Source organism: Bradyrhizobium sp. LCT2 (assembly GCF_009931255.1).
Taxonomy (GTDB): Bacteria; Pseudomonadota; Alphaproteobacteria; order Rhizobiales; family Xanthobacteraceae; genus Bradyrhizobium; species Bradyrhizobium diazoefficiens.
This window is the reverse complement of the sequence record NZ_CP034432.1, coordinates 9,117,572-9,134,721: the sequence shown is the minus strand read 5'-3', so window position 1 is coordinate 9,134,721 and position 17,150 is coordinate 9,117,572. Positions and strand designations below refer to the sequence as shown.

Genomic DNA, 17,150 nt, shown 5'->3' with positions numbered 1-17,150 from the left:
TTCCTGAATTACTCCTTACGGACCCGCTCCCATGGCAAAACTCCCCGATTTCGAGGCGCTCGCGATTTTCGCAAAAGTCGTGGAATTACGGTCGTTTGCGGGGGCCGCGAGCGAGCTCGCGATGTCCAAGGCGACGGTGTCGAAGGCCGTCACCCGGCTGGAGGAGCGGCTCGGCGCCCGGCTGTTCAACCGCACCTCGCGCCGGCTCGCGCTGACCGATGCCGGGCACAAGCTCGCCGAGCGCGCGACGCGCCTGCTCGTCGATGGCGAGGCGGCGGAGAACGAGGCGCTGGCGCAATCGGTGGCGCCGCGCGGCCTCGTGCGGCTCGCCGTGCCCATGACGTTCGGGATCAAGGCGGTGGCGCCGCTGTTGCCGGAGTTCTTCGAGACCTATCCGGAAGTCTCGGTCGATCTGCATCTGAGCGATGCGACCATCGATCTGATCGGCGAGGGTTTTGACATGGCGGTGCGGATCGCGCGGCTGCCGGATTCCTCGCTGATCGCGCGGCGGCTGTTCACCATGCCGCGCTTCACGGTGGCGGCGCCGTCCTACCTCAAGCGTCACGGCCGCCCGACGCATCCGATGCATCTGGCCGAGCACAAATGCTTCAGCTACGCCTATCTCTCCACGCCCAATGTCTGGCACTACACCAATTCCGCCGGCGAGCAGGCAAGCGTGCGTCCGGGCGGTCAACTCCGCGTCAACAACGGTGAAGCGGTGATGCCGGCGCTGATCGCCGGCCTCGGCATCGCCGAGCTTCCCGAATTCATCGTCGGCGAGGCCATCTCCTCCGGCGAGGTCGAGGTGATCCTGAAGGACTGGAAGCAGGCCGAAGGCGCCGTGCACCTGGTGACGCCGCCCGGCGGCCCGCGCCCCGCACGCGTCGAAGCGCTCGCCGATTTTCTCGCGGCAAAGCTGCCGGGCACGTGCAAGCGGCGAGTGAGGAAAGGCGGGAAAGCCGGATAGACCTGTGGTGGGCACGGCGCTTCGCGCCTTTGCCCACCCTACAAGATCTCGCTAGTCTATCGTCTGCGCAAGCTTCCGTAGGGTGGGCAAAGCGAAGCGTGCCCACGGCTTTGCCTGAGGGGATCGCAAGTGTCTCGATATCGGCGCGCACAAGGCAGCATGTTCTTCTTTACGGTCGTGCTTGCCGATCGTTCAAGCACTCTGCTCGTGGATCATGTTGATCGCCTGAGGCGAATTTATCAGACCGTCCAGCAACGCCGCCCGTTCGAGACGGTCGCGATCTGTATCCTGCCCGATCATCTCCATGCCATTTGGTCGCTTCCCGACCACGACTTCGATTTTTCGTCGCGGTGGAATCTGATCAAAGGTGGCTTTTCACGAGGCTTAGAACCGCAGGAGCGCTCGGCAAGTAAGCTGCTCAAGCGCGAGAAAGGCATCTGGCAGCGCCGCTACTGGGAGCACGTCATTCGCGACGACGCGGATCTGGAGCGGCACGTTGATTACATACATTTCAATCCTGTGAAGCACGGCTTCGTCAGGCGAGTACGCGATTGGTCTCTCAGCAGCTTCCATCGCTATGTCGAGCAAGGAACACTTCCCGTGGATTGGGGAGGGGATATGCGGGACATTTCGGGGCAATTCGGCGAATGATGGTGGGCACGGCGCGCGAAGAGCGCGCCTTTGCCCACCCTACGAGATCTCGCCAGGTGGGCAAAGCGAGGCGTGCCTACCACCTCGCCTACGACACCTTCACGCCGTTGATCGCGACGATGCGCAGGCTCGGCTTCAGCGTCCCCTCCAGTTCGGATTTCAATTCGTGGACGCGCGGGTCCGTCGAGCGTGCCGCGCAGACCGCGTATTGGTGGACCGATTGCGCCAATGCGCGCCGCGCTTCCGGGGTTCGCGTCACCTCGGGCTTTGACAGCCGCAGCACGATCGCCGCGAGATTGACCAGCATCTCGTCCAACGCGACGTCAATGGTTTGAAGATTGCGCATCACTCACTCCCTGGAAGGGCAACAGCCGGTCCGGGGATGCGTTCCGGGCCGGACCGAACATGGTTAGCACTTCGTAAACGTCTTGTTCTTGCCGATCGCCGCGCTAGGCTGGCCGCGAAACAAAGAAAATCAGGGGGAGGGACCACCATGGATCGACGCGATCTCTTGCGCGCGGTTGCGGCATTGCCGTTGTTGCGGGCTGCGTTACCGGACCAGGCGCTCGCGCAGGGCTATCCCGCCCGCAACGTCACCATGATCGTGCCGTTTCCGGCCGGCGGCCAGGCCGATCTCGCCGCGCGCCCCGTGGCCATGGCGCTGGAGCGGATCCTCGGCAAGCCCGTGATCGTCGACAACCGCGCCGGAGGCGGCGGCGGATCGGTCGGCAATGCCGCGGCGGCGCGCGCCGAGCCGGATGGTTACACGCTGCTGATGACCCTTTCGTCGCTCGCGGTGCTGCCGGAGGCCGACCGGCTGTTCGACCGTCCCGTCGCCTACGAAGTCTCGCAGTTCATGCCGATCGCGCGCGTGCTCGCCGATCCCACGCTGCTCGCGGTGCCGGTCTCGGCGCCATGGAAGACCGCGCAGGATTTCATCGAGGACGCGAAGAAGCGGCCGGGCCAGATCACTTATGGCTCGTCCGGGCCGTACGGCACGCTGCATGTGGCGATGGAGATGTTTGCGAACAGCGCCGGCATCAAATTGCTGCACGTGCCGTTCCGCGGCGCGGGTCCCGCGCTCACCGCGTTGCTCAGCGGCACCGTGCAGGCCATCGCGGCCGCGCCCGGTACGCTGAAGCCGCAGGTCGACGACGGCAAGCTGCGCGTGCTCGGCAATTGCGGTGCGCGACGCATCGCGAGCTTCCCCGACGTGCCGACCTTCCAGGAACTCGGCTACAAGGATGTCGAGATGTACATATGGGCCGGGCTCTTTGCACAGAGCTCTCTTCCCGCGCCGATCGCGACCCGGCTGCGCGAGGCCATGGCGCAGGTGATGGCGAGTCCGGAGGTCCTCAAGTCCTTCGAGGCCTCGGGCAGTCTCGTCGCCTATCAGGACGCGCCGGAGTTCTCGCGTTTCGTCGCCGACGACAGTGCGCGGCTGATCACGGCGGTGAAGAAGATCGGCCGGGTGGAGTAGGTTCCGGCCCGACATTCACATTTTTTTGTTCGTCTAGAACCTGCCCGCGTCTCATTGATTGATGAGAATTCGAGAAACTCTGGAAGGAATCGAGACATGCGAACAGAGCGGATTGCGCTGGGTGTGGCGCTCGCAATTGGCGGCATCGTCGCGCAAGGCGCAGCATTCGCCGAGGAATATCGCGGAACCATGGAACAGCAGATGGCCTGCACACCGGATGTGTGGCGCCTGTGCAGCGACCAGATTCCGGACGTGAGCCGCATCACGGCCTGCTTGCAGCAGAACACGCCCCAGCTCTCCAGCGCCTGCCGTGCGGTGTTCCAATCCAACAACCAGATGCAGCCGCAGCAGCCGGTCCCGCGAGGGCGGGCGGTGCCGCCACCGCGCTACAATGCTGCGCCGCCGCCCCCGCAGCCGCGGCCTTACGATGAGGACGATTAACGTCTCTTAAGGCCTGATTTCGCAGACATCGATCCATTCGGCCGCGGTCAGCTCGGCCATCCGCTCGGGCGTGATGCGCACCGCGCTGTGAGTCGAGCCTGCGGCCGGCACCACCACGTCGAACGCCTTCAGCGATACGTCGCAATAGACCGGCAGCGGCGCCTTCAGTCCGAACGGACAGACGCCGCCGACCTCGTGGCCGGTGATCTCGGCGACCTCTTCCAGCCCCAGCATCTTCGGCTTGCCGCCGAACTGCGTCTTCACCTTCTTGTTGTCCATGCGCGAGGTGCCGGCGGCGACGATCAGGATGACGCGCTCGCCGATCCGCAACGACAGCGTCTTGGCGATTCGCCCCGGCTCGACACCATAGGCCTCGGCCGCCAGCGCCACGGTCGCGGAGCTGATCGGGGATTCAATGACGGAGATGTCGGGGGCTTTCTCGGCGAAGAAGGCGCGAACGGATTCCAGGCTCATTCCAGTCTCACGGGCGGGCGGCGTACCTACCTCAGATGATACTTGGCAGCTCGGAGAGCGAGCGGACGCGGTGGTCCGGCGCAAAGCCAAGCTCGTCCATCTGGGTGCGGATCGCCTTGAACATCGTCAGCGGTGCCACGAGTTCGTTCTCGACGCAAGCCAGCGCCATGGCTTCCGGCGTCACCCGTTCGATCCAGGCGACGTTCAGCCCGAACGACTTCGCGCCCGCGACGTCCCAGGGATTGGAGGAGACGAACAGAACCTCGTCCGGCGCGGTGCCGAGCACCTCGCCGATCAGCTCATAGGCCGCCGGGCTCGGCTTGAAGACCTTCTTGGCATCGACACTGATGGTGGCATCGAGCAGGCGGTCAAGCTTGGTGTTGCGCACGAGCCCGTTCAGCATGTCCGGACTGCCGTTGGAGAGGATGGCGAGTTGTCGGGGCTTCAAGGCCGCAAGCGCGCTTGTTGCATCCGGATAGAGATCGAGATGCAGATACTTTTCGATCACGCGCTCGAATTCCTCGCGCTCATAAGCGAGCCCAAGGATGCGCAGCGTATAGGCGAGTGAGTCGCGCGTGACCGCGTCAAAGTCCTGGTAGCGCTGCATCAGAGAGCGCAACCACGTGTATTCGAGCTGCTTGATGCGCCAGACCTGCGTGATGATCTCGCCGTAGCCCGGAAACGCATCCTCGGTGATGTCAGCGACCGACTGGATGTCGTAGAGCGTTCCGTAGGCGTCGAAGACGACGGCTTTGAGGCTCATTGGCTCGCTCCTTTGGGATCTTTGCGGGAGGCGCACGGACAATACCGAAACGGCCCGGTGCGCGACAAGGTCGGAACCTTCTTCAAGAAATCGTCACCCCGGCGGCGTCGCGCAGCAGATTGACACTGCCGCCGGCAGGCGCTTAATTCGAGGCACGGGGATCTGCGATCTCCCCGCGAGGCGACATGCCCAAGTATCGCGTCCTGGTCACCAAGGACGCTGCATGTCTGCTTTCATCTCGATCTCATCACAGAAATTGTCCCGTCAATTGGTGCCGCCAGCGCGCCGGTCTCGTCGATGTCCGTATCGACGAGGACCGCGCGGTCTATTTGCGCACGCGACAAGACGGCGAGCACCAAGAGCTAGCGAGTACGCGGGGGACGTTGGGGACGACGATCAAGTGGAGGACTTCATGACCACGAATACCGACCGCCGAGACTTCATCAGGGGCGTGGGGGCCGCCGCGGCGTCGACCGCACTACTCGCGGGGACGCAAGCCCTTGCGCAAGCCAATCAGCCAACAGGAGCCAAGCCAATGACATACCAGCCCAAGCCGATGCCGTTCGATCCGAAATCCATTGCCGGCATCTCGGAGAAGGTGCTCGTCAGTCACTACGAGAACAACTATGTCGGCGCCGTAAAGCGACTGAACGCGATCGGAACGCAACTCGCCGAGCTCGACTTCGCGAAAGCTCCGAACTTCGTCATCAACGGCCTGAAGCGCGAGGAGCTCGTCGCGTCAAACTCGATGATCCTCCATGAAATCTATTTCGACGGGCTCGGCGGTGCCGGCAAGCCGAGCACAGCACTTGCCGAGGCGATCGCGCGCGATTTCGGCAGCATGGAGCGGTGGCGCGCGGAGTTCTCCGCCATGGGCAAGGCCGAAGGCGGCGGCTCCGGCTGGGTGATTCTTTCCTACTCACCGCGCGACAAGCGGCTGGTCAATCAGTGGGCCGCCGACCACACGACGACGCTGGCCGGCGGACGCCCCGTGCTGGTGCTCGACATGTATGAGCACGCCTATCACATGGATTACGGCGCCGCGGCCGCGAAGTATGTCGACATCTACATGGAAGCGATCAAATGGGACAACGCTGCGACACTCTACGATCAATACAGGCGGGAAGCTTAGACGCCGTGCGAAGAATGAGCGTAGCGCTCTTGGGGGCGGCGCTGTTCCTATTGTCGGTGGAAGGAAACGCGATGGCAGACACTGTAAATTTTGACAACGCAGCAATCGGCGCAGCGCCCGAAGGTTGGACTCTGACGAAGACGGGTCGTGGCCAGCCCAAATGGACGGTCGAGGCGGAGTCGACGGCGCCAAGCAAGCCGAACGTCCTGAAACAATCCGGTCAGGCGACGTTTCCAGTGGCGCTCAGGAACGGCACCAGCATCCTGGACGGGTTCGTCGAGGTCAAGTTCAAGGCGATCTCAGGCTCCGAGGATCGTGCGGCCGGTATTGTCTGGCGCGCAAAGGATGCCGACAATTACTATGTCGTGCGGGCCAACGCGCTTGAAGACAATGTCGTGCTCTACAAGACGATCAAAGGTGTTCGCAGCGCGCTCGATATCGTCGGCCGGAAAGGCGGCTATGGCGTCAAGGTATCGGTGCCATCAGGTCAATGGCATTCCCTACGCTGCGAATTCGCGGGAAAGCTATTCAGGGTAATGTATGACGGCAAGCCGATGTTCGAGGTCGAGGACGAATCGATCAGGGACGCCGGCATGATCGGCTTGTGGACCAAGGCCGACAGTGTCACCGTATTCGACGACCTGACATACGGTGCGCTGAACTAGTCACCTGAATCTAAAGTTCGCCACATAATGTCTGCTGGGCTTTGTGGCAGAAGCGTTTGACGGACGCCAAAATCTGGTCTGCGGACTTGGTCCATTTGAAGGGCTTCGGGTGTCTGTTGTGCAAATCGATGAAGGTACGGATGTCGGCCTCGAGTTGCCTGACGGAGGTGTGAACACCTCGCTGGATCTGCTTTCTGGTGAGCTCAGCGAACCAGCGCTCGACCTGGTTGATCCATGACGCGGAAGTCGGCGTGAAATGGACATGATAGTGCGGCCGGCGGGCGAGCCACGCTTTGATCTTGGGTGTTTTGTGAGTGGCGTAGTTGTCCATGACGATATGGACATCGATCCCTTCAGGGACTTGAGCGTCGATCTCTTTGAGGAACTTCAAGAACTCGATTGCCCGGTGGCGTTTGTAACATTTGCCGATGACGAATCCCGAGGCGACATCGAGCGCGGCAAACAGCGAGGTCGTACCATGCCGCACATAGCTGTGCGTGCGCCGTTCCGGTACGCCCGGCATCATCGGAAGGACCGGCTGCTCGCGATCCAGGGCCTGGATCTGGCTTTTCTCATCGACACTGAGGACAAGGGCTCGGTTCGGTGGGGACAGGTAAAGGCCGACGATGTCGCGTACCTTGTCGACGAACAGCGGATCGCTCGATAGCTTGAATGTCTGGCTACGGTGCGGCTGCAAGCCGAACGCCGCCCACATTCGGCGGATCGTGGTGTGGGAAAAGCCGGTTTCCGCAGCCATCGAGCGGATCGACCAATGCGTGGCATCGGCTGGCGTCGTCCGCAACGTCCGCTCGATCACCTCAGCAACCTGATCGTCGTTGATGGTTCGAGGGCGGCCAGGGCGTGCCTCGTCAAGCAGGCCATCACAGCGGTCCTTCAAAAATCGGCGACGCCACTTGCCAATGGTGTGTTCGTGCAGGCCGAGTTCGGCAGCCACAGACTTGCTTGGCAATCCATCCGCGCATCGCAGGATCGCGCGGCATCGCTCAGATAGCGATCGGGCAACGCGATGACGACGAACTTGCCTCTCCAAGTACGCCCGCTCCTGCGGACTAAGCACCAACGGCGCGATCGGCCGGCCTCGCTCACCTGCATTAGCCACGAGCTCTCTCCTCTGTAGAGATTCGAGCTATCAACTAATGTGACGAACTTGCGTTCCAGATGACTAGCGCGCGTACTCATTAATCGGGACGCCGTTAGACGTCCGCTATGCCCCCGATAGCGGCGCGAAAGCGGACGTCGCGGGACTTCCGCGTTGGGCCAAAGGCGGCCGTTGCACACCATCTCTTGAACTGGAAGGGGAGGCCGCCTTGCAAACGGCATCTCCTTCGCGCGGGAGGCGATGATGGATGAGCGATGTCGTCAAGTCCTGATGAACGAGAGCAGGTCGGGGTTGAGGACATCCGCATGTGTGGTGAGCATGCCATGGGGGTAGCCTGGATAAGTTTTCAGCGACCCGTTCTTAAGCAGGTTGACCGCACGCGGCACGGTACTTGCGAATGGGACGACTTGATCCGCCTCGCCATGCATCACCAGCACCGGCACGGTGATCTTCTTGAGATCCTCGGTATAGTCTTCGAGCCAAGAGTCGACAGTCGTATAGTGAGCGAGGGCACCACCGGCCATGCCTTGGCGCCACCAGTTGGCGATGATGGCCTCCGAAGGCTTGGCTCCATCGAGATTGTAGCCGTAGAACGGATTCTCAGGGACGAAACGGTAGAACTCCGACCGGTTACCCAACATACCTGCCCGGATCGCTTCGAACCACTCCGGCGGTTGACCGGACGGATTGTCCTCGCTCCGGTACATGTTCGGCGTCAGTGAAGCGACCAGTACGGCCTTCGCGACGCGCGCCGGGTGGCGAGCAACATAGCGAGCGACCTCACCGCAACCTGTCGAATGCCCGATATGTATCGCGTCGCGCAGGTTGAGGTGTTCAGTCAGGGCCGCGAGGTCGGCAACCCAGTGGTCCATGTCGTTGCCGGTGCCGGGCTGGTCGGACCGGCCGTGGCCGCGCCGGTCGTGGGCGATCACACGATACCCGTGATGAAGGAAGAACATCATCTGGGCATCCCAGTCGTCCGCTGTCAGCGGCCAGCCGTGGCTGAACACGATCGGCTGACCTGATCCCCAATCCTTGTAGAAGATGCTTACGCCGTCTGTAGTCGTGATCGTCGACATCGAGTCGCTCCATCTGCGCTGTTAGATCTTTGTTGAAAAGTTTGCGGACGGGGGTCTAAAAAAGCAGGCAGGCGCAAGCTGATCAGGCCACAGATCGCGCCCCCTGGCTTTCCAAAAGACACGATGTTCAGCGGCCTCGCCGGCAAGCCCTTGTCGTGCCAACACCCGATCGCCGACGCGTTATCGCCGGATCCGGCGCGGCGCTATTCGTCGCTCCTGCGCATTCGCGCGCGTTTCCCGCTAAATGAGGGACGCCACTCTCGATCGCGCTGCAGAATTGTCGAGGCCGTACTGAATTGCGATCACGCCGTTCCTATCGGCCTGGAGTGCTGGGATCACTTTGCTGAAGACGATACTATGCTTCGGCGAAGACATTGTTCGTTGTCCTTTTTTTGGTTGAAGACTGCGAAACGGTAAATCCCCCTTTGGCTCCTGACCAAGACCTTGTAGGCTTCGAGCTATGCCTGGAAGATATACGAGGGATCATGGAGCTCCGGCACCTGCGCTATTTCGTTGCCGTCGCTGAAGAAGGCAGCCTGCTGAACGCCGCCGAACGGCGACTGAACACCTCCCAGCCGTCCTTGAGCCGGCAAATTCGCGATCTGGAAGCCGAAGTCGGCGTCCAGTTATTGGAGCGCCAGGCGCGCGGCGTGACGCTGACCGCTGCCGGACGCGTGTTTCTCGATCATGCGCGGCTGGCGCTGCTGCAGGTCGAGGCCGCAACGGAAGGGGCCCGGCAGACGGCGCAACCGCAAAGGCCCGTCCTCTCGATGGGCTTTCTCGTCGGGCTGGAGGTGATGTGGCTCCCCCAGTTGCTGCGCATCCTCCGCGAGGAAGCCCCCGATGTCGACGTGACGCTCAGCACGCAATCTTCGCCAGAACTCGCACTGGCATTGATGCGGGGAAAGCTGGACATCGCTTTCCTTCGTCCGGAGAAAGACAACGAGGGCGTCGTCTTCAAGATATTGGCGAAGGAGCCCTTGATTGCCGTGCTGCCGGCCGAACACCGCTTGGCATCACGGAAGAAGATTCGTCCGCAGGATCTCGCCCGCGAGATCTATGTCAGCTCGGCAAGAACATCGCCGGTCTTGCAAGAGGTCATACATAATTACGCATCTCGGGTCGGCATTACCCTCAAGGCGAAGTATGAAGGCGAAAACATATCATCGGCCATGTCGCTCGTGGCTTCCACAGGCGGAATTAGCCTCGTCCCGCTCTATGCGCAGAACATGCTTGCACCGAACGTCGTCGCCAGAGCGCTCGAGGGCGGCACGCCGACGGTCGATCTGGCGCTGGGATACAATCGGACTAATCCGTCGCCCCTGCTCCGCCGCCTTTTGTCCCGCGCGGATGAATTGGTTGCAAACGTTCAAAATCAGAGCATCATTCGCTACGTTGAAGCTGACTAGTAGCCGATGCGAGAGTCCGCTACGGGTCATTTGCGACCGACATGGGTTATCCGCTCCATGTCCGATCTATCCCCGATAGCGACCGAACGGCGGACGCGCCCAGACCATGCGGGTGGTAGCAGAGCAGCGCGAGATCGGCGAGCACGGCATCACTCTAGTCACCTGAATCTAAAGTTCGCCACATAATGTCTGCTGGGCTTTGTGGCAGAAGCGTTTGACGGACGCCAAAATCTGGTCTGCGGACTTGGTCCATTTGAAGGGCTTCGGGTGTCTGTTGTGCAAATCGATGAAGGTACGGATGTCGGCCTCGAGTTGCCTGACGGAGGTGTGAACACCTCGCTGGATCTGCTTTCTGGTGAGCTCAGCGAACCAGCGCTCGACCTGGTTGATCCATGACGCGGAAGTCGGCGTGAAATGGACATGATAGTGCGGCCGGCGGGCGAGCCACGCTTTGATCTTGGGTGTTTTGTGAGTGGCGTAGTTGTCCATGACGATATGGACATCGATCCCTTCAGGGACTTGAGCGTCGATCTCTTTGAGGAACTTCAAGAACTCGATTGCCCGGTGGCGTTTGTAACATTTGCCGATGACGAATCCCGAGGCGACATCGAGCGCGGCAAACAGCGAGGTCGTACCATGCCGCACATAGCTGTGCGTGCGCCGTTCCGGTACGCCCGGCATCATCGGAAGGACCGGCTGCTCGCGATCCAGGGCCTGGATCTGGCTTTTCTCATCGACACTGAGGACAAGGGCTCGGTTCGGTGGGGACAGGTAAAGGCCGACGATGTCGCGTACCTTGTCGACGAACAGCGGATCGCTCGATAGCTTGAATGTCTGGCTACGGTGCGGCTGCAAGCCGAACGCCGCCCACATTCGGCGGATCGTGGTGTGGGAAAAGCCGGTTTCCGCAGCCATCGAGCGGATCGACCAATGCGTGGCATCGGCTGGCGTCGTCCGCAACGTCCGCTCGATCACCTCAGCAACCTGATCGTCGTTGATGGTTCGAGGGCGGCCAGGGCGTGCCTCGTCAAGCAGGCCATCACAGCGGTCCTTCAAAAATCGGCGACGCCACTTGCCAATGGTGTGTTCGTGCAGGCCGAGTTCGGCAGCCACAGACTTGCTTGGCAATCCATCCGCGCATCGCAGGATCGCGCGGCATCGCTCAGATAGCGATCGGGCAACGCGATGACGACGAACTTGCCTCTCCAAGTACGCCCGCTCCTGCGGACTAAGCACCAACGGCGCGATCGGCCGGCCTCGCTCACCTGCATTAGCCACGAGCTCTCTCCTCTGTAGAGATTCGAGCTATCAACTAATGTGACGAACTTGCGTTCCAGATGACTAGGGCGCGGGCTCTTAAGTCCGATCAGCCGGCGAAAGCATGCCACTCCCAGAGCCTTCACAAGCCTAAGCCGGAAGCCAGTCTTGATATGCGTCAATCTGTCGGAGCGCAAAGCGGCTAGTAGTAAAGCCTTTCTAGCCAGCGTCGGAGCGCGACATGGTAAAGTGTGGTTGGTTGATAATTGCCGGCCTTACCGCTGCTTTCGCTGCCGCGGCTCAGGCTGAAGACCTCGACATCGGCAAGTCAGAATTTCAGTCTTCGTGCGCGAGTTGTCATGGCGCGGATGCAAAGGGCAAAGGACCGGTCAGCGACCAGCTCAAGATCCCGCCTCCCGATTTGACGGTGTTGGCCAAGAACAACAACGGGGTCTTTCCCACGAACGCTGTCTATGAAACCATAGATGGATCGAAAACAATTCCTGCTCACGGCACTCGTGAGATGCCAATTTGGGGGGAACGATTCAACCCCATTGTCAACTTGCCTCACTATGTTGATCCGTCTTATTGGAAGATGGCCGGGCCGGAGCAAAGCCCCGAAGTCGTCGTGCGAAAACGCATCCTCGCTGTTGTCGATTATCTCAGCCGCGTTCAGCAAAAGTAGCAACCGACGAGCATAAGATTACTTGCCCGTCCCGCTTAGCGCCCGCTAAAGCGGAAAAAGTTTGCTTGCGCCACAACCGACGAAGCAGCTGCACCACCAACCAGCCCGATGAACTCCCGCCGCCTCATATTGCCTCGTGATGCGCCCGGGAGTCTTACTGCCCTGTTTGCCAAACCGCGATGTCCGAAGCGGGTCGAGGCCGACATCTGCCCGGCCCGATGCCGTGCCTTCTGTGGGGTCAAAACGCGAAAAACTCAACGTGAGCAAGCTCAGTCCGCTATGCCCCATTGAACGGACCTCAATGAGGCGTGCTACCACTTCGCTGATGGGCCAGAAGCCGACCTCGCGATTGGCTTATGGGCCCGGCACCATCATGGTCGGCTCTTCCAGCAGGGAAAAGTCGTAGCCCTCGCAGCTAACATTCGGGTTGGTGGGCGCAAACATGCCGAGCGGGTTGTCCTTGAACAACCAGGCATGCAGATCATAATGCACAAACTCCTTTGGAATGAGCGGCCAGTGTCCTTCCATCGGGCCCATGAAGGGTTGGTCGAAGAGAGAGGGGCGCTGCTTGGTATCTGCCGTTAGAGGCACCAACCACTCAACAGCCACGAGCTTCAATTCCTTGCCCACAGGTTCGTAGATCAATACGTTGGGCTTCATCGGATCGGGAGCGCCCTGCACTGTGACATTGGCAAAGTGCACTCCCATAGCGCCTTTGGCATACTCCATGTGGTGCGGAACTTTCTCGCCAGAATAGTGCACGCAGCCCACCGTCGACAGGTAGAGGTCGCGCACGGCTACCTTGTAGTCCTGATATTTCTCCAGCGATTTGCGCAACGCGTCGAGCTGAGCCTTGTAAGGCTCTTCTGCTGCAATTGGTCTGAGGGCCGCACCGATAAAAGCAAGACCTAGCGCGGCGACGAAGGTACCACGGACATATTTGCGCATGTTCCCTCCTAGCTTTTCATCAAAGCAATGTCGGAATGAACTGGCCGAACCAAGGGTGAGGGTTTTTGCCATTTCCGACAAGACGATAACAACCTCATGGCCGCCAATCGCGATAGAAAAATGGTGGTACTCCCTCTTGGGCGTACATGGGCCTTTGATGGCTCAGCCGACAGACCGCGTTCTTCATCGCCCGACTGTCAAGAGGATGTCTCAATCGGGTCATCAGCGGCAATGCGCTGACCGAGCGGAACATTTCCGCTAAGCCTTCAAGACCGGACTTCTGCGCGTTAAGAGTACACGCCCTAGATTAAAGTCGACGTCGACCAGCTCACGTCGGAGAAACCATGCTCGCTCGCACCCTGCTTGCGGCCACCGTCCTGTTGATGCTCGCGCACCCGGCAATGGCGCAGGCGCCGCTCGCGACCTACAAATCCTTGAGTCCCGGGCTGGCGCTTGATCTGGCAAGTGAGGGTTTCTGTCCTCGGCATCGAAGCCCTCATCAGCTCGGCGACGTTGCTTGACTCACGTCAAGAACGCGCGTGGCGCAGCGTGTTAGTCGGGAAACTGGGGCGGTACCATTCGAACCATGGACACGAAGCAATGGTCACGCAAAACAACATCAATTTCTTCACCAACTGGGCCAAGGAGCGTCTCGACGAAATGGAAGCAACGGTGACCTCGCTCGAAGCCAGGGCTTCCGAGGTGCAGTCGGAAGCGCGTGAGAAGGCCACGAAGGTTCTGGCGGATCTCTGCAAGCAGCGCGACGAATTCCGCGACACCGTGAAGAAGCAGTCGGAGGTCGGCGAGGCCGCCTGGACCCAGGCAAAATCAAGAATGGAAGCCGATTGGCGCGTGTTCGAGACCGAGGCCGGAAAATACGTCGAAAGCTTCGGCAAGCAGATCGAGCAGCAACAGGCGACGTTCAAGCTTCAGGCCGAAGCGCAGCTCAAGGCGTGGCGCGAAGCCGCCGACAAGCTCGGCAGCGATGCCAAGAACTTTGCGTCCGAGCGCCGCGGCGACATCGACGCAGCCCTGAAGCGCATGAATGCCGATGCAATCGAGGCGGAGAAAAAACTGGAGAAGCTCAGAGAGGCGGGGACCCACTCATGGTCCGCACTCATGGCGGCCCTGGCGGAGACCCGCCTTGCCTTTGATCGTGCCAACGAGGCGGCGCGGGAGGCTTTCAAGCGAGCTGCCTGATCAGACGCGGTGAACTTCCGGAGACCGCCGTCAGGCGGTCTCCTTGCCGTCGGCAGCTCGAGCGTTGCCCTGCCACGCCAGCGGTCTTCTCAGCGTCCGCGCTAGATACCCAAAAGCTTGCGCGCGTTGGCCTTCAGCACCTTCGGCCGGATCTCGTCGCGGATGTCGATCTTGGCGAAGTCCGACAGCCAGCGGTCCGGCGTGATCACCGGCCAGTCCGAGCCGAACAGCGTCTTGTCCTGGAGAATCGAGTTGATGTAGCGCACCAGGATCGGCGGGAAGTATTTCGGCGACCAGCCCGACAGGTCGATGTAGACGTTCGGCTTGTGGGTCGCGACCGACAGCGCCTCTTCCTGCCAGGGGAAGGAGGGATGGGCGAGGATGATCTTGAGGTCGGGAAAATCGGCCGCGACGTCGTCCATGTACATCGGGTTGGAATATTTCAGCCGCATCCCCATGCCGCCGGGCATGCCCGAGCCGACGCCGGTCTGGCCGGTGTGGAACAGCGCGATGGCGCCGCCATTGTTGATCTCTTCGTAGAGCGGATAGGCCATGCGGTCGTTGGCATAGAAGCCCTGCATGGTCGGATGGAATTTGAAGCCGCGCACGCCGTATTCCTCGATCAGCTTGCGCGCCTCGCGCGCCCCGAGCTTGCCCTTGTGCGGGTCGATCGAGACGAACGGGATGAGGACGTCGAGATGGTCGGAGGCGACCTCCAGCATCTCGTAATTGTTGTAGCGGCGGAAACCGGTCTCGCGCTCGGCGTCGACCGGGAAGATCACGGCGGCGATGTTCTTGGAGCGATAGTAGGCGGCGGTCTCCGGCACGGTCGGCGGATGCTTGTTCGGCGACTTGAAGTACTCCGCCATCTGCGCCTGGAAGTCGTCATAGCCGTCGTCGGCGTGGCAGCCGCAGGGCTCTTCGGCGTGGGTGTGGATGTCGATGGCGACGACATCGTCGATGTTGGGCAGCTTCAGCTTCGGCATTGGTTTCCTCCCGACGGGTTGCCAAATTGATTATATGATATAACGAATTTGGCAAGGCGTCGCTGGAAGCAAAACCGCAGCCCGCAAAAGTCTTTGCTGTGCCTGGCCTCTGATGCGGCAGATCGGGCCGATCCGGCCGTTTCTACTGTGCATGGGGTTGTTTTCGCGAAATTGCCGGTTCGGAACCGGGCAGTTAACATTGACATGACCTCCCGCCATGCCTTAAGAACCGCCCCGTCCCGGGCGGTCGTCCGCCAGCGGGAAAAATCTCATTTTGCCACATTCGCGCGTGCCGAAACGGTAGTGCCGAACACGGCCTTTCGAACGTTCAGGATTCTGCCATGAAGGTCCGTAACTCGCTGAAATCGCTGCGCGGTCGCCATCGCGCCAACCGCCTGGTCCGCCGCAAGGGCCGGGTCTATGTGATCAACAAGGTGCAGCGCCGCTTCAAGGCTCGCCAGGGCTGATTAGCCCTGCCGGACGCCCCGCGCGCCCCGCAAGACCACGGTCTCACACGAGTTTGACGCCGCCTTTGCTTTGCAAGGGCGGCTTTACGCGTCTAGACTTCGGTCATGGCAGTGAGAGTCCTGGCAGTGAGATTCGTTTTCGCGCGCACCCTGTGTCTGGCCCTTGCCCTGGGAACCGCCGGCCTCGCGCCGGCCGCGGCGCAGCAGGTTGAGCCGCCGTCCCCGCCCGGCAAGCAGAAGAAGCTTCCCGAAGCGCCGGCCAAGCTGCCCAAGGTCGATCGCACCAAAAATCTCGATTTCCTGTTCGGCGCGCTGAAGGCGGCGCCCGACGATGTCAGCGCCAAGCATGTCGAGGCGCGGATCTGGGCGATCTGGCTCCAGACCCCGAGCGATACCGCCTCGCTGCTGATGGCGCGGGCCAAGACCGCGGTCGACGCGCAGAAGATCGACGTCGCGATCAAGCTGCTGGATTCGGTCATCAAGCTCAGGCCCGACTACATCGAGGCCTGGAACCGGCGCGCCACGCTCTACTACATGCAGAACGACTACGGCCGCTCGCTCGCCGACATCCAGCAAGTGCTGATCCGCGAACCCCGCCATTTCGGCGCGCTCGCGGGGCTCGGCATGATCATGCAGGAGGTCGGCGACGAGAAGCGCGCGCTCGAGGCCTACCGCAAGGCGCTCGCCGTCAATCCGTACCTCGAGAAGATCCCCGATCAGGTCAAGGCGCTGACCGAAAAGGTCGAAGGCCGCGACATCTAGAGCACGATCCGGACCCGAAGGGCCGCGCCAGCGCAAAGGGATAGTTTGATCATTTCCCGAGCGATTGCGGCGCACGCGGATTAACCACGATCACACGCGTCGCATGAGCTGGGGTATCGTCAATGCGGCCGCAGGCCTACCTGCATGGCAGGAGCAAAGCCATGAAGCGTTTGATTTTTGCGGGTAGCTTGTTGCTCGCGTCGGGAACGGTGAGTCTCGCCGACGGACTGTTCTGGGTGGTCGGCAACCGCGCCACCGGCAAATGCAACATCGTGACCAGCAATCCGGTCATCATCGGCGACATCTGGTTCGGCGATGGTCCCTACAAGTCCAGGGCCGACGCCAAGCTCGCCCGCTCGACCATCCGCGCCTGTCCCGCGGTCAGTCCCGATGACGAAAAGGACGAGGACAAGACGGACTAGGTCCGGCCCGCAACCTAATGCAGGGCGGCGCCGCCGCGCTCGGCGAGGCCGCGATCGGCCACTGCGGCGTAAGCCCTGGCGAGCTCCGCCTCGAGATGCTCGTTGATCAGGAGCAGCGCCCGCACGGCACCGCGCAGGTCACCGTTGCAGCTTGCGACAATCTCGTCGATTGCAGTGTCGTTCGATCTGAAGCTCATCGAAATTCTCCGGTTCAAATCAGGACAAATCCTGCCGGCCTGTCC

At 61.3% G+C, this 17,150-nt stretch carries 21 protein-coding genes; 12 read left to right on the top strand and 9 right to left on the bottom strand.

The window, feature by feature from the left end:
• Nucleotides 1–31: 31 nt before the first annotated feature.
• Together EI171_RS43135 and EI171_RS43130 are read left to right on the top strand one after the other, a co-directional pair.
• Nucleotides 32–967: a LysR family transcriptional regulator gene (locus EI171_RS43135; protein ID WP_060909006.1), complete on the top strand. Its 936-nt coding sequence runs from the start codon at nt 32–34 to the stop codon at nt 965–967.
• A gap of 159 nt (nt 968–1,126) precedes the next feature.
• Nucleotides 1,127–1,618, top strand: a complete 492-nt coding sequence (locus EI171_RS43130) for a transposase (RefSeq protein ID WP_060909005.1) — start codon at nt 1,127–1,129, stop codon at nt 1,616–1,618.
• 88 nt (nt 1,619–1,706) lie between these two features.
• Here EI171_RS43130 and EI171_RS43125 read toward each other — a convergent pair whose 3' ends face one another.
• Nucleotides 1,707–1,964: a hypothetical protein gene (locus EI171_RS43125; RefSeq protein ID WP_028173932.1), complete on the bottom strand. Its 258-nt coding sequence runs from the start codon at nt 1,962–1,964 to the stop codon at nt 1,707–1,709.
• A gap of 147 nt (nt 1,965–2,111) precedes the next feature.
• Here EI171_RS43125 and EI171_RS43120 point away from each other — a divergent pair, with 147 nt between their 5' ends.
• Together EI171_RS43120 and EI171_RS43115 are read left to right on the top strand one after the other, a co-directional pair.
• A complete protein-coding gene (locus EI171_RS43120) occupies nt 2,112–3,098 on the top strand; it encodes a tripartite tricarboxylate transporter substrate binding protein (RefSeq protein ID WP_161536761.1) in 987 nt (328 codons plus the stop codon).
• Nucleotides 3,099–3,194: 96 nt separating this feature from the next.
• Nucleotides 3,195–3,539 carry a hypothetical protein gene (locus EI171_RS43115; protein ID WP_011090291.1) on the top strand — a complete coding sequence of 115 codons (345 nt, stop codon included), beginning with the start codon at nt 3,195–3,197 and terminating at the stop codon, nt 3,537–3,539.
• 6 nt (nt 3,540–3,545) lie between these two features.
• Here the strand turns inward: EI171_RS43115 and EI171_RS43110 are convergent, their stop codons facing one another.
• Nucleotides 3,546–4,013: a YbaK/EbsC family protein gene (locus tag EI171_RS43110; protein ID WP_011090290.1), complete on the bottom strand. Its 468-nt coding sequence runs from the start codon at nt 4,011–4,013 to the stop codon at nt 3,546–3,548.
• Nucleotides 4,014–4,044: 31 nt separating this feature from the next.
• Nucleotides 4,045–4,776: a haloacid dehalogenase type II gene (locus tag EI171_RS43105; protein WP_060909004.1), complete on the bottom strand. Its 732-nt coding sequence runs from the start codon at nt 4,774–4,776 to the stop codon at nt 4,045–4,047.
• A gap of 535 nt (nt 4,777–5,311) precedes the next feature.
• On the opposite strand from EI171_RS43105, the gene EI171_RS43100 reads away from it, so the two are divergent.
• A complete protein-coding gene (locus tag EI171_RS43100) occupies nt 5,312–5,908 on the top strand; it encodes a superoxide dismutase (RefSeq protein WP_028173935.1) in 597 nt (198 codons plus the stop codon).
• A gap of 71 nt (nt 5,909–5,979) precedes the next feature.
• Nucleotides 5,980–6,573 (top strand): hypothetical protein, encoded by a 594-nt coding sequence (locus EI171_RS43095; RefSeq protein WP_246740408.1) that lies wholly within the window; start codon nt 5,980–5,982, stop codon nt 6,571–6,573.
• Nucleotides 6,574–6,583: 10 nt separating this feature from the next.
• Here EI171_RS43095 and EI171_RS43090 read toward each other — a convergent pair whose 3' ends face one another.
• Nucleotides 6,584–7,693, bottom strand: coding sequence for an IS630 family transposase (locus tag EI171_RS43090; RefSeq protein ID WP_161533493.1), 1,110 nt, complete (start codon nt 7,691–7,693; stop codon nt 6,584–6,586).
• A gap of 260 nt (nt 7,694–7,953) precedes the next feature.
• Complete coding sequence (locus EI171_RS43085) at nt 7,954–8,772, bottom strand: alpha/beta fold hydrolase (RefSeq protein WP_011090285.1); 819 nt, start codon at nt 8,770–8,772, stop codon at nt 7,954–7,956.
• 485 nt (nt 8,773–9,257) lie between these two features.
• On the opposite strand from EI171_RS43085, the gene EI171_RS43080 reads away from it, so the two are divergent.
• Nucleotides 9,258–10,181, top strand: coding sequence for a LysR substrate-binding domain-containing protein (locus tag EI171_RS43080; RefSeq protein ID WP_011090284.1), 924 nt, complete (start codon nt 9,258–9,260; stop codon nt 10,179–10,181).
• 168 nt (nt 10,182–10,349) lie between these two features.
• Here EI171_RS43080 and EI171_RS43075 read toward each other — a convergent pair whose 3' ends face one another.
• The gene (locus tag EI171_RS43075) at nt 10,350–11,459 is read right to left on the bottom strand and encodes an IS630 family transposase (protein ID WP_161533493.1); all 1,110 of its coding nucleotides are present in this window, start codon (nt 11,457–11,459) and stop codon (nt 10,350–10,352) included.
• Between the two features lie 220 nt (nt 11,460–11,679).
• Here EI171_RS43075 and EI171_RS43070 point away from each other — a divergent pair, with 220 nt between their 5' ends.
• On the top strand, nt 11,680–12,123 hold the full coding sequence (locus EI171_RS43070) for a cytochrome c (protein ID WP_011090283.1): 444 nt from the start codon (nt 11,680–11,682) through the stop codon (nt 12,121–12,123).
• Between the two features lie 354 nt (nt 12,124–12,477).
• On the opposite strand, the gene EI171_RS43065 is transcribed toward EI171_RS43070, so the two are convergent.
• Nucleotides 12,478–13,071, bottom strand: a complete 594-nt coding sequence (locus tag EI171_RS43065) for a hypothetical protein (RefSeq protein ID WP_028174598.1) — start codon at nt 13,069–13,071, stop codon at nt 12,478–12,480.
• Between the two features lie 453 nt (nt 13,072–13,524).
• On the opposite strand from EI171_RS43065, the gene EI171_RS43060 reads away from it, so the two are divergent.
• A complete protein-coding gene (locus EI171_RS43060; protein WP_333924775.1) occupies nt 13,525–14,271 on the top strand; it encodes a hypothetical protein in 747 nt (248 codons plus the stop codon).
• Nucleotides 14,272–14,372: 101 nt separating this feature from the next.
• On the opposite strand, the gene EI171_RS43055 is transcribed toward EI171_RS43060, so the two are convergent.
• Nucleotides 14,373–15,257 (bottom strand): amidohydrolase family protein, encoded by an 885-nt coding sequence (locus tag EI171_RS43055; protein ID WP_161536759.1) that lies wholly within the window; start codon nt 15,255–15,257, stop codon nt 14,373–14,375.
• A 341-nt stretch (nt 15,258–15,598) separates the two neighbouring features.
• On the opposite strand from EI171_RS43055, the gene ykgO reads away from it, so the two are divergent.
• The 3 genes from ykgO (at nt 15,599) to EI171_RS43040 (ending at nt 16,908) form a co-directional block, all read left to right on the top strand.
• Nucleotides 15,599–15,724, top strand: a complete 126-nt coding sequence (gene ykgO / locus EI171_RS43050) for a type B 50S ribosomal protein L36 (protein ID WP_006611362.1) — start codon at nt 15,599–15,601, stop codon at nt 15,722–15,724.
• A gap of 120 nt (nt 15,725–15,844) precedes the next feature.
• The gene (locus EI171_RS43045) at nt 15,845–16,486 is read left to right on the top strand and encodes a tetratricopeptide repeat protein (RefSeq protein WP_161537186.1); all 642 of its coding nucleotides are present in this window, start codon (nt 15,845–15,847) and stop codon (nt 16,484–16,486) included.
• Nucleotides 16,487–16,647: 161 nt separating this feature from the next.
• Complete coding sequence (locus EI171_RS43040; RefSeq protein ID WP_161536758.1) at nt 16,648–16,908, top strand: hypothetical protein; 261 nt, start codon at nt 16,648–16,650, stop codon at nt 16,906–16,908.
• A 14-nt stretch (nt 16,909–16,922) separates the two neighbouring features.
• On the opposite strand, the gene EI171_RS43035 is transcribed toward EI171_RS43040, so the two are convergent.
• Complete coding sequence (locus EI171_RS43035; RefSeq protein ID WP_161536757.1) at nt 16,923–17,105, bottom strand: hypothetical protein; 183 nt, start codon at nt 17,103–17,105, stop codon at nt 16,923–16,925.
• Between the last annotated feature and the right edge of the window lie 45 nt (nt 17,106–17,150).